Origin of the sequence: Pseudogemmatithrix spongiicola, from assembly GCF_030623445.1 — a bacterium.
In the GTDB taxonomy this organism is placed as follows: domain Bacteria; phylum Gemmatimonadota; class Gemmatimonadetes; order Gemmatimonadales; family Gemmatimonadaceae; genus Pseudogemmatithrix; species Pseudogemmatithrix spongiicola.
The window spans coordinates 1,790,453-1,802,488 of sequence record NZ_CP130613.1; the positions used below are offsets into that span (position 1 = coordinate 1,790,453).

The window sequence follows — 12,036 nt, forward strand, 5'->3', positions numbered from 1 at the left end:
GGATGGAACTCCGGGAATTCTTCTCTGAAGACGCCATCCAGCTCGAACTGGCCGGCACCACGAAGGACGACATTCTCAAGGAGCTCATCGGGCTCCTCCGCCTCCCGGAAAAGGACGAGGCGACGCTCTTCAAGATGCTCAAGCGCCGCGAGAATCTCGGGTCCACCGGGATGGGCCGCGGCATCGCGATCCCCCACTGCCGCTCGATGGTCGTGAGCAAGCTCCGCGTGGCCTTCGGCCGCAAGAAGGCCGGCGTGGACTTCAAGGCCCTCGACGACAAGCCGGTGCACTTCTTCTTCCTGATCGTCGCGCCGCCGCTCGAGGTCTCCAACCAGTACCTCCCGGTGCTCGGCAAGATCGCCCAGTTCTCCAAGGAGGGCGACGTGCCGGAGAAGCTGATGTCGCTCAGCGATCCCAAGCAGTTCATGGAGCTGCTCGCCGCCAAGGGCGTGTAACCGCGGTTCACCACGAAGGCACGAAGGGCTCCGTAACGAGCGTTCGGGCCCGCGACCCCAGGAAGCATGCTTTCTTGGAGTCGCGGGCCCGATCGATTGTCGCGAACCCCTTCGTGCCTTCGTGGTGAGAGCAGTTCCGGTTTCGCCGCCGCGATGCGAGAATAGAGAATGCCCACCCCGCTGATCATCGCGAAGAACGCGACTGACGAGCTCGCCCTCCTCCCCGCCCTCGCCAATCGCCACGGCTGCATCACCGGCGCCACGGGCACGGGCAAGACCATCTCGCTGCAAGTCCTCGCCGAGCAGTTCTCGCGCATCGGCGTCCCTGTCTTCCTCGCGGATGTGAAGGGCGACCTCGGCGGCATCGCGCAGTCCGGCGCACTGTCGGCCAAGCTCCAGGAGCGCCTCGACAAGCTCGGGCTGCCCGCGCCGACCTTCGGCCCCTGCCCCGTCACCTTCTGGGACGTCTTCGGCAAGAGCGGTCACCCCGTGCGCGCGACGATCTCTGACATGGGCCCGCTGCTGCTCGCGCGCCTGCTGAATCTCAACGACACGCAGGAAGGCGTGCTCACCATCGCCTTCCAGGTCGCCGATGACAACGGTCTGCTGTTGCTCGACCTCAAGGACCTGCGGTCCATGCTGCAGTTCATCGGCGACAACGCGGCGCAGATCAAGACGCAGTACGGCAACGTGTCGGCCGCGAGCATCGGCGCGATCCAGCGCGGATTGCTGCAGCTCGAGCAGCAAGGCGCCGAGGCCTTCTTCGGCGAGCCGATGCTCAACATCGACGACCTCATGCAGACGGTCGACGGCAAGGGCGTCGTGAACATCCTCGCCGCCGACACGTTGATGCAGAACCCACGGCTCTACGCCTGCTCCCTGCTGTGGCTGCTCAGCGAACTCTTCGAGAACCTCCCCGAAGTCGGCGACCTCGAGAAGCCGAAGCTCGTGTTCTTCTTCGACGAAGCCCACCTGCTCTTCGCCGATGCCCCCACGGCGCTGGTCGAGAAGGTCGAATTGGTCGTGCGCCTCATCCGCTCGAAGGGCGTCGGCGTGTACTTCGTCACGCAGAACCCGATGGACATCCCCGAGAAGGTGCTCGGGCAGCTCGGCAACCGCATCCAGCACGCGCTGCGCGCCTTCACGCCGCGCGACCAGAAGGCCGTGCGGGCGACCGCCGAGACGATGCGTCCGAACCCCGCCCTCGACATCGAGCAGGCGATTCTCGAGCTCTCGGTCGGCGAGGCGCTCGTCTCATTGCTCGACGGCAAGGGCACGCCCGGCATTACCGAACGCGCGTGGATGTTTGCGCCGGGCAGTCGCATCGGTCCGCTCACGGCCGAGGAACGCGCGGCAATCGTGGCACAGAGCGTCGTCGCCGGCGTGTACGAGAAGCACTTGGACCGCGAGTCGGCTTTCGAGATGCTCAAGGCCCGCGCCGAGACCGCGCAGCCTGCTCCGGGCGGCCGAGATGCCGGTGCGGCAGCCCAATCCCCGGGTAGCGCCAAGACCGCGGGCGGCTCGGGCGCTGGCGCAGCGGGAGTCGCGGGAGCGCTGGGCGGTCTGCTCTTCGGCACGGTTGGTCCCCGCGGCGGCAAGCGTGATGGCTTGGTCGACATCATGGCCAAGAGCGCGGCGCGTTCAACGGGAACGGCCATCTCGCGCAGCATCGTGCGCGGCGTGCTCGGCAGCCTCTTGGGCGGCGGAAAGCGCCGTTAGTGCTCCAGCACGAGGCGTTCGACCTCACGGCCCAGCTTCACGCGCACGCGCCGTAGCTGCAGCACCGCGGCCGCCGCGAGGCCCGCGGTGAGTCCCCACCACAGGCCGATCGCGCCTTGGTCGAAGCGGAAGGCGATGAGCGCGCCGAGCGGAATGCCGACGGCCCAGAAGCTCAGTCCGTGCAGGATGGCCGGCACCCGCGTATCACCCGCGCCGCGCAGGATACTCGCACTGATCACCTGCGTGCCGTCGAACACCTGGAACACCGCGGCCACCGGGATGAGCGTCGCCGCCAGCGCGAACGTGGCAGCGTCGCGCGAGTAGAGACCGGCGAGCGACTCCGGCACGAGGGCGAAGGCGATCGCGCAGAGGGCCATGAAGCCCACGCCCACGACCAGCGCAGCCACGGCGTCGCGGCGCGACGCGGCAACGTCCCCGCGGCCGATCGCATGCCCGACCATCACCGCCGCTGCCGCGGCAACGCCCATGGGCACCATGAACGTCATCGAGGCCAGGCTCAGCGCGATCTCGTGCCCCGCCAGCACCGTCGTGCCCATCCAGCCGGTCATCACCGTGGTCAACCCGAACGCGCCCGCCTCGGCGAGGAACTGCAGCCCGACGGGAAGGCCCAACCGGAACATGCGCAGCAGCGGCGCCGGCAGCGTGCTCTCGGGGTACCAGCGCGTCAGATAGGGACGCAAGGTCGGCCACGCGCCCACCAAGACCACGAGTGCCATCACCCAGCGCGAGATGCTCGTCGCGATCGACGACCCCACCACGCCCCGCGCTTCGAAGCCAAGGTTGCCGTAGATCAGCACCCAGTTGAGGAAGGCGTTCACGACGTTGCCGACGACCACGCCCCACACCACCGGGCCCACGCGATGGAATGCCTGGAGCGTCTGCCGCAGCATGTTGAACGCAAAGAACGGCAGCATGCCCGGGATGCTCCACAGCACATAGGCGGCTGCGAGCGGCACCACTTCCGGCGGCTGCCGCAGCAGCGACAGCACCGGCCGCGCCAGCAGGAATAGCAGTGACACGGCGACCGCGACGATGACCGTCATGAGCACGCCGCGCTGCACGCCGCGCGCGATCTGCGCCTCGTCCTTGGCCCCGACGCCTTGGGCGATCACGGGGTCCAGCGCCATCAGGATGCCGATCCCGATGATGGCGACGCCGAAGAAGTAGAAGTTGCCGAGCCCGCCCGCCGCGAGGTCCACCGACGATACGCGCCCGAGCATGATCGCGTCCACGAGGCCCTGCCCCTGCATACCGACGTTCACGAGCACGATCGGGAGGGCCAGCTTGGCCATCTCGACCAGCTCCGACTTCGTGGGGCGCAGGGCGGCCAGTTTCATAGGCTTGGAAGCTAAGGGCAATCACCACGAAGGCACGAAGGGTTCCGCGAAGAATCGCGGCCCCGCAAACCCAAGAAGCGTCGCTTCGTCCGGGTCGCGGGGCCATAAGGGTGTCGCGGCGCCCTTCGTGCCTTCGTGGTGAACGGGGTTCTCGCCGCCTACTCCCACTCGATAGTGGCCGGCGGCTTGGACGAGATGTCGTACACCACGCGGTTGATGCCCTTCACCTCGCGGATGACGCGGTTCGAGATCCGCGCCAGCACCTCATGCGGGAAGGCGTACCAATCCGCCGTCATGCCGTCCGTGCTCGTCACCGCGCGCAGCGCAATCACGTGTTCGTAGGTGCGGCCATCGCCCATCACCCCGACGCTGCGCACCGGAAGGAACACGGCGAAGGCCTGCCAGATCTCGTTGTACAGCCCCGCCGCGCGGATCTCCTCGAGGTAGATCGCGTCGGCACGCCGCAGCGTCTCCACGTTCACCGGATCCACCGCGCCGAGCACGCGGATGGCCAGGCCGGGGCCCGGGAACGGATGCCGCCCGACCATCTCCTCGGGCAGCCCCAACTCGCGGCCCACGTTGCGCACCTCGTCCTTGAACAGCTCGCGCAGCGGTTCGATGAGCTGGAACTTCATGTCCGGCTTGAGGCCGCCCACGTTGTGGTGCGTCTTGATCGTCGCGCTCGGGCCGCCCTTGGCGCTCACGCTCTCAATCACGTCGGGATACAGCGTGCCTTGCACAAGGAACTTCGCATCCTTGCCTTCCTTGGCCGAGGCGTCCTCGAACACGTCGATGAACGTATGGCCGATCGCCTTCCGCTTCGCTTCGGGCTCGTCGAGGCCCTTGAGCGCCGTCAGAAAGCGATCCTCCGCACGCACCGTCACCAGCTTGATGCCTAAGTGCTGGCCCATCGTGCGCTCCACCTGCTCGCGCTCGTGCAGGCGCAGCAATCCCGTGTCCACGAAGATGCAGGTGAGCTGGTCGCCGATGGCCTTGTGCACCAACGCAGCCGCCACAGACGAATCCACGCCGCCCGACAGCCCGCAGATCACTTGCGCATCACCGACCAGCTCGCGGATCTTCGCGACTTCCTGCTCGATGAAATGGCCGGGCGTCCAATCGGGCTTCGCGCCGGCGATGTCGAACAGGAAGTTTTGGATGATGTCCGCACCGCGCACCGAATGCGCCACCTCGGCGTGGAACTGCACTGCGTGGATCGGTTTCGACTCGTGGCGGAACGCCACGACCGGGTTGCCGTCGCTCGAGGCCGTGAGCACGTAGCCCTTCGGCACCACTTCCACGTGGTCGCCGTGGCTCATCCATACGATGCTGCGTTCGCCCGCGTCGAAACCGGCGAATAGCCCGCGGTTCTCCTTCACCTGGATCTCGGCCCGACCGTACTCGCGGTGTCCCCCGCCCTTCACTTCGCCACCGCTCACGTGGGCGATCCACTGCATGCCGTAGCACACCCCAAGCACCGGGGCGACATCGAGAATGGCCGGGTCGAAGCTCGGCGCCCCCTCGTCCGTCACGGAGCTCGGGCCGCCCGAGAGGATGATCGCTGTCGGCTTCCACTCCTTGATCCACGCCAGCGAGCGCGTCGGCGGGTGGATCTCCGAGTACACGCGCGCCTCGCGCACGCGCCGGGCGATGAGCTGCGTGAACTGCGAGCCGCAGTCGAGAATCAGGATCCGCGAACCGTCATGCATCTCAGGTCTTCCACTCCGGGCCATCCAGCTTGATGAACTCGACGTGCTTCGAGGCGAGGTCGAGGATCGCCGCCGACGGCGAACCGTACAGCCAGCCGCAGGCCTCGCCGGGGTTCACGATCAAGGTGTTGTTGCGCGTCTTCATCTCTTGCAGGTGCGTGTGGCCGTGCACCACGAGCGCATGCGCCAGCACCGAGCGCTCCACTACGTCCCCGATGTCGTGGACCACAAGGATCTTCTGGTCCGACAGCGTCATCGCGTGCGGCGACTCGAAGAGTTCCTGCCCCATCGCCTGCGCCGCCATCGCCCGCAGCCCCTCGGGATCGCCGTCGTTGCGGCCGAACACGCCGGCCAGCGCCACGCCGTGGTCCTGGAACGGCTTCAGGGAGAACGGCGAACAGAAATCGCCGGCATGCAGCACGAAGTGCACATCCCGGGCCAGCATCTCGCGCAGCAGCGCATCGATCGCCGGCACGCGGTCGTGCGTGTCCGCCATCAAGCCGATTCGCATCAGGTCTCCTGCCATTGGGGGGATTCCACGTCCTGCCGCACGAGGTCCGTGTAGTCCTCTGGCTGCGTCACGACGGCCCAGCGATTCCCATCGACCAGTACCTCGGCCGCGAAGCCCCGCGCGTTGTAGCGCGAGGCCATGGCCGAACCATACGCGCCCACGGTGTGGATGGCGAGCAGGTCGCCGGGCTGCACATCCGGCAGCGTCCGCGCCACCGCGAGGAAGTCCCCGCTCTCGCACACCGGTCCCACCACGTCCGCGGTCACCTGCCCCGTCACCGCGCCGACCGGCTCCACGTGGTGATACGCGTCGTAGTGCGATGGACGGATCAGCTCCGTCATGCCCGCATCACACACCACGAAATCCACGCCGCCGTTGTGCTTGCGGTACAGCACCTCGGTGACGAGCACCGCCGAGGCCGCCACGAGGTACCGGCCGTGCTCGACGAGCAACTCCACGTCCCCCAGCGCCGCGACCGCCTCGCGCATCACGGCTCCATAGGCGGCGAGGTCGGGCTCCCCCTCGTTCGGTGCGTAGGGCACGGGCAGTCCGCCCCCGAGGTCGAGGTACCGGATCGGCGCTCCCGCCGCTCGCAGCGTCTTGGCGAGCGCCACGAGCTTCTCCGCCCCCTCGCGATACGCGGCGTAGGAGTACAGCTGCGAGCCGACGTGCATGTGCAGCCCCTGCAGCGCGAGGCCCGGCAGCGCCATCGCCACGCGCGCCACGCGTTCCGCGTCGTCCAGCGGGACGCCGAACTTGTGCTCCTTGTCGCCCGTCGCGATGTACTCGTGCGCGGTCTCGACCTCGACATCCGGGTTCACGCGGATGCCGACGGCGGCGGTCGTCTTGAGCTCCACCGCCATCTCCGAGGCGAGATGCAGCTCGGCTTCGCTCTCGACGTTGAGCAGCTTCACGCCGACGGCGATCGCCTCGCCGATCTCGCGCAGCGTCTTGCCCACGCCGCCGAAGACGATGTCCGTCTGCGGCCGGAATCCCGCGCGAATCGCCTTGAAGAGCTCACCGCCACTCACCACGTCCACGCCGACGCCCGCGTCGCGGAGCGTGCGCAGCACGCCGCCGCTGGAGTTGGCCTTGGCGGCGTAGTGCACGCGGTGCGGAATGCCCGCCAGCGCGTCGTCGAGACGCCGCACACGCTCGCGCATTGTCTCCGCGCAATAGACGTACGCCGGCGTGCCCACCGCCTCGGCGAGCAGCCGCAGCGGCACGTCAGCCGCGTACAGCTCACCGTCGCGGCGGCCAAAACCCTGCGCCATCAGTACGCCTTGGCCCACACGACCTCGTGCTTGGCCGGCTCACCGGTGATCAGGCAACGCGCCTGCCCACCCGGCGTGCGGAACTCCGCGTCGGGAATGCAGCGGATCGTCGCCTTCGTCTCCTCCTTCACCTTGGCCTCGATGGCCGGGTCGCCGTTCCAGCCGGCGTAGATGAAGCCACCCGGGCCCTCGATGATCTGCTTGAACTCGTCGTAGCTCTTCACGCTGCGGTACGAGTTCGCCTCGCGGCGCGCCTTCGCCGCCGCGAGCAAGTCGGCCTGGATCTGCTCGAGGAGCTTCGCCACCGTCTCCGGCAGGCCCGCCATCGGCAAGGCCGCCTTCGCGCGCGTGTCGCGACGCGCCGAGAACACGCTCTGCTTCTCCAGGTCCTTGGGCCCGATCTCCAGGCGCAGCGGGACGCCGCGCATCTCCCACTCGTAGTACTTGGCGCCCGGCTTGATGCCGTCACGGTCGTCCACGCGCACGCGCAGGCGGTCGGTCGCGCCGCGGCCGGTCCACTCCGTGAGCTCCTGCTTCACGCGATGCGACGCCTCGACCACCCGGGCACGTTCCTCGTCGCTCTTGTACACGGGCACGATCACGACCTCGATCGGCGCCAGCTTGGGCGGCGTCACGAGGCCGTTGTCGTCCGAGTGCGTCATCACCAAGCCGCCGATCATGCGCGTGCTCACGCCCCAGCTGGTGTTCCACGCGAAGGCCATGTCGCCGTTCTGGTCCTGGAACTGCAGCTCGAAGGCCTTGGCGAAGTTCTGGCCGAGGTTGTGCGAGGTGCCGGCCTGCAGCGCCTTATTATCCTGCATCATCGCTTCGCAGGAGTAGGTGCGCAGCGCGCCGGCGAACTTCTCGCTCTCGGTCTTCTGGCCCGTCACGACGGGCATGGCGATCCACCCCTCCATGAAGGAGCGGTACACGCCGAGCATCTTGCGCGCCTCCTCCTCCGCCTCGTCGTGCGTGGCGTGCGCGGTGTGGCCTTCCTGCCAGAGGAACTCCAGCGTGCGCAGGAACAACCGCGTGCGCATCTCCCAGCGCACCACGTTCGCCCACTGGTTGATCAGGATGGGCAGGTCGCGATAGCTCTGCGTCCACTTCGCGAACATGTGGTAGATGATCGTCTCCGACGTCGGCCGGACGACCAGCGGCTCCTCGAGCTCCTTGCCGCCGCCGTGCGTCACCACGGCCGTCTCGGGCGCAAAGCCCTCGACGTGCTGCGCCTCCTTGCTCAGGAAGCTCTGCGGGATGAACAGCGGGAAGTACGCGTTCTCGTGGCCCGTCGCCTTGAACATGTCATCGAGGGCACGCTGCATGCGCTCCCAGATGCCATAGCCGTTCGGCCGGATCACCATCGAGCCCTTCACCGGCGAGTAGTCCGCCAGCTCGGCGCGCAGCACCAGTTCGTTGTACCAGTCGGAGAAGTTCTCCGCGCGGGTGGTCAGCTTCTTGTCGTCAGCCATCGTCTTGGTCAGCGCGCGCGCTGCGTCTGCAACCAGTGCCGCAGCGCCTGCATCGCCTGCGCGGCGCCCGAAAGCGCCGCACCGGCATCGACCGCGTGCGTCGCGGCCCCCGTCAGCTTGCCGAGCAGGCTCATCGCCTCCACGGCCCCGTCCTCGCGGAAATACACGACCGCGCTCGACCCCGCCTTGCGCGCGCCATCCACCTGATTGCGCGTCGCCTGCGACTTGTAGCGCTCTTCGTTCATGCCGTGGGCCACGGAGAACCCGGCATCGCGCAGCGCGCGCGCCAGGCGGAGCACGCTCGCGTACGGCGTATCGATCGCCCCGTTCCCCGCGACGATCGTGAAATCCACCGCATCCTGCTGCGGCTCCGGCCAGAGATTGCGCTCCGTCAGCAGCTCGCCGAGCACCACGTCGCCCATGCCGAAGCCCAGCGCCGGCAGGTCCGTGCCGCCGATGGCCTTGAGCAGGTCGTCGTAGCGGCCGCCGCCGCAGATGGCGCGTAGCTCGCCTTTCGCGTCGAAGAGTTCGAAGACGACGCCCGTGTAGTACGCGAGGCCGCGCACGATCGAGAGATCGAGCGTCACCCACGCGCCGATGCCCAGCGCCTCGCAGTGCGCCAGGTACTTCGCAAAGCGCGCGATCGCTTCGCGCGCCGCTGGCGCCTCACCGAACTCCCGCTGCACCGAATCGAACGTAGTGCCGCTCGCCAAGGCCAACACCCGCTCAATCGTCGCGCCGGAGACCCCGGCATCGGCGAGCTTCTGCGCGCTGACCTCGCGCGGCTGCCGCGCGATCTTGTCGAAGACCGCGAACACCGCGGGCCGCTGCTCGGCCGTCACGCCCATCGCCTCGAGCACGCCCGCCAGCAGTCGCCGGTCACTCACCCGTGCCCGCACGTCCTCATGCGTCAGCCCCAGCTCCCGCATGATGTCCACCGCCACGCAGAGCAACTCCGCGTCCGCGACCTCGCTGGCCTCGCCCACGATGTCCACGTTCAACTGGAAATGCTCGCGGAGCCGCCCACGCTGCGCGCGCTCGTAGCGGAACAGCTGCGGGATAGAGAACCACCGCAACGGCTTGCGCAGCGCATTGGCCTTGGCCCCTACCATGCGCGCGAACGTCGGCGTCATTTCCGGCCGCAGCGAGACCTCGCGGCCACCCTTGTCCGTGAAATTGTACAGCTGCCCGACGATTTCCTCCCCCGACTTCTTCGTGTAGAGGTCGAGGGGCTCGAGCGGTGGGCCATCGTATTCCACGAAGGCGTACTTGGACGCGACGGCCCGCCAGGCACGGAAGATGTGCGCTCGGCGGGCCAGTTCTTCGGGGTAAAAGTCGCGAAACCCGGGAAGTGCTGTCGAACTGCTTGCCATCCCGCAATTTACGCGGTCAGCGGAGACACCTGCAACCGCGCCATCGCGTCGCCGACGGTGTGAAAACTGCCCGTCACGAGGACGGTCGCGCCGCGCGTCGGTGCCACGGCCAACGCCCGGTCGAAATCCCGCTCCAGCTCGGCACGCCAGCCGCGACTCGCGCAGTACGCGAGGACCTCCCCGCTATTCCAGGCGCGGCTCGCCGGCGCCGTCGGCGCGTCGGTCAACACAAAGTGGTCCACGGCCTCGGCCAGCGCCGAGAGCATGCCCCGCCAGTCCTTGTCCCCAAGGACGCTGACCAGCGCGACTACCGGGCCCTCGACGGCCATGCCCCGCAGCGTCAGGGCCGTCACGGCCGAGCCATCGGGATTGTGCGCGACATCAAAGATCCACGCGCCGTGACGCGAGAACCGTCCGGGCAGGCGTACGGCCTGGAGCGCCGGCAGGGCGTCCTCGACGGGGCGCCACAGGTCCGGCGGCAGGGTGTCGAGCATCGTCAGGGCCGTCATCGCGTTCTGCGCCTGGTGCCTGCCGGCCAGCGCAGTCGAGACCCGTAACGTGCCGGAGGGCCGGATCCAGTCGAAGGCGGTCCCCTGCGCCGTCACCTGGATGTCTGTCGCCTGCCCCTCGTCCGCCACGACGCGGATTGGCGATGCGCCGTGTCGACGGCCCTCAGACGCCAGGATCTCCCGGATGCCTGCGTCAGGCTCCCCAATCACGGCGGGGCGCCCGGCCTTGAAGATGCCCGCCTTCTCGGGTGCAATCGCCTCGCGCGTCGTGCCCAGCCACTCGGTGTGGTCGATCCCGATGCCCGACACGCCCGCGACCATCGGCTGCACCACATTGGTCGCGTCCAGTCGGCCACCGAGCCCTGTCTCCACCACCGCCACGTCCACACCGGCGTCCACGAAGAGCTGGAAGCCCATCGCCGTGGTCGCCTCGAAGAACGTGGCGCCGCGTCGCTCGACGGCCGGCGTCCAGCGCTCGAGCCAGGCAGCGATCGCCGCGTCATCGACCGGACGCCCATCCACGATGAAGCGCTCGCGGAAGTCCACCAAGTGCGGCGAGGTGTACTTCCCCACCCGCAGCCCGCGCGCGCGCAGCGCGGCCTCGAGCATCGCGCATACGCTGCCCTTGCCGTTGGTGCCGGCCACGTGCAGCACGCGCAGGGCGCGATGCGGGTCCCCGAGCTCGGCGAGGAAGCCCGTCACCCGTTCCAGGCCGAGCTTCCATTGTCCGGTCGTGCGGGCGAACAGCGCGTCGAGCGCTGCCCGATACGCGGCGTCGCTCAGGTGGACGACCACCCTAGCGCCGCAGGTTTGCCGCTCATGTGCCGCAGCAGCGAACCCACGACGCGCTTGAGCTGGTGCCGATGCACCACGCGGTCCACCATGCCCTTCTGCAGGAGGAACTCTGCCGTCTGGAAGCCCTCAGGCAGGTCTTGGCCCAGCGTCTGCTTGATGACGCGCGGACCGGCAAAGCCAATCACCGCGCCGGGCTCCGCGATGATCGCATCGCCGAGCATCGCGTAGCTTGCGCTCACGCCGCCCGTGGTCGGGTTGGTGAGGATCGACACATACGGGATGCGCCGCTCCGCCAACTGCGCCAGCATCGCCGAGCTCTTCGCCATCTGCATCAGCGAGAGCACGCCTTCCTGCATGCGCGCGCCGCCCGACGCCGAGACGAGGATCAGCGGCCACTTCTTCTCCAGCGAGCGCTGCCCAAGCCGCGCGATCTTTTCGCCGACGACCGAGCCCATCGAGCCGCCCATGAACGCGAAGTCCATCACGCCGAGATGCACGGGCATGCCATCCATCGCCCCGCCCAGCGTCAGGATGGCATCGTGCTCACCCGCCTTCTCCAACGCCTTCTTCAGGCGTCCCTTGTACTCGGGGAACTCCAGCGGGTCCACGCTCTTGAGCTCGACGTCCTTCTCGTCGAGCGAGCCTTCGTCGAGCAGCAGCGACGCATACTCGTAGGCCCGGATGCGCCGGTGGTGGTCGCAGCTCGGGCAGACGTTGTGGTTGCGGGAGAACTTCTCGCGGATATCGGTATGCCCACAGGCCTCGCACTTGTCCCAGGCGTCTGGCGGAATCTCCAGGCGCTGCGGACGCGGCGGGCGGGGCTTCTTGTCCTTACGGAACCAGGCCATGGCTGAAAACTGG

The 12,036-nt window shown here is 68.2% G+C and carries 10 protein-coding genes; 2 read left to right on the plus strand and 8 right to left on the minus strand.

Annotated elements, in window-relative coordinates:
• The first annotated feature begins 2 nt into the window (after positions 1-2).
• Both Strain318_RS08180 and Strain318_RS08185 read left to right on the plus strand, forming a co-directional pair.
• On the plus strand, positions 3-455 hold the full coding sequence (locus tag Strain318_RS08180) for a PTS sugar transporter subunit IIA (protein WP_367885219.1): 453 nt from the start codon (positions 3-5) through the stop codon (positions 453-455).
• 168 nt (positions 456-623) lie between these two features.
• The gene (locus Strain318_RS08185; protein ID WP_367885220.1) at positions 624-2,174 is read left to right on the plus strand and encodes a helicase HerA-like domain-containing protein; all 1,551 of its coding nucleotides are present in this window, start codon (positions 624-626) and stop codon (positions 2,172-2,174) included.
• Here Strain318_RS08185 and Strain318_RS08190 read toward each other — a convergent pair.
• The 8 genes from Strain318_RS08190 to accD all read right to left on the minus strand — a co-directional run bounded on the left by Strain318_RS08190 (position 2,171) and on the right by accD (position 12,023).
• Positions 2,171-3,532: an MATE family efflux transporter gene (locus Strain318_RS08190; protein WP_367885221.1), complete on the minus strand. Its 1,362-nt coding sequence runs from the start codon at positions 3,530-3,532 to the stop codon at positions 2,171-2,173. The genes Strain318_RS08185 and Strain318_RS08190 overlap by 4 nt on opposite strands.
• A gap of 158 nt (positions 3,533-3,690) precedes the next feature.
• Positions 3,691-5,241 carry a glutamine-hydrolyzing GMP synthase gene (gene guaA, locus Strain318_RS08195; RefSeq protein ID WP_367885222.1) on the minus strand — a complete coding sequence of 517 codons (1,551 nt, stop codon included), beginning with the start codon at positions 5,239-5,241 and terminating at the stop codon, positions 3,691-3,693.
• A 1-nt stretch (position 5,242) separates the two neighbouring features.
• Positions 5,243-5,752 (minus strand): metallophosphoesterase, encoded by a 510-nt coding sequence (locus Strain318_RS08200; RefSeq protein ID WP_367885223.1) that lies wholly within the window; start codon positions 5,750-5,752, stop codon positions 5,243-5,245.
• Positions 5,752-7,044, minus strand: a complete 1,293-nt coding sequence (lysA, locus tag Strain318_RS08205) for a diaminopimelate decarboxylase (RefSeq protein ID WP_367885224.1) — start codon at positions 7,042-7,044, stop codon at positions 5,752-5,754. Before lysA ends, Strain318_RS08200 begins: the two co-directional genes overlap by 1 nt.
• Positions 7,026-8,498 carry a proline--tRNA ligase gene (gene proS, locus Strain318_RS08210; RefSeq protein ID WP_367885225.1) on the minus strand — a complete coding sequence of 491 codons (1,473 nt, stop codon included), beginning with the start codon at positions 8,496-8,498 and terminating at the stop codon, positions 7,026-7,028. Before proS ends, lysA begins: the two co-directional genes overlap by 19 nt.
• Before the next feature lie 8 nt (positions 8,499-8,506).
• Positions 8,507-9,871: a histidine--tRNA ligase gene (hisS, locus tag Strain318_RS08215; protein WP_367885226.1), complete on the minus strand. Its 1,365-nt coding sequence runs from the start codon at positions 9,869-9,871 to the stop codon at positions 8,507-8,509.
• Positions 9,872-9,879: 8 nt separating this feature from the next.
• On the minus strand, positions 9,880-11,175 hold the full coding sequence (locus Strain318_RS08220) for a bifunctional folylpolyglutamate synthase/dihydrofolate synthase (RefSeq protein ID WP_367885227.1): 1,296 nt from the start codon (positions 11,173-11,175) through the stop codon (positions 9,880-9,882).
• Positions 11,160-12,023, minus strand: coding sequence for an acetyl-CoA carboxylase, carboxyltransferase subunit beta (gene accD / locus Strain318_RS08225; protein WP_367885228.1), 864 nt, complete (start codon positions 12,021-12,023; stop codon positions 11,160-11,162). Before accD ends, Strain318_RS08220 begins: the two co-directional genes overlap by 16 nt.
• Between the last annotated feature and the right edge of the window lie 13 nt (positions 12,024-12,036).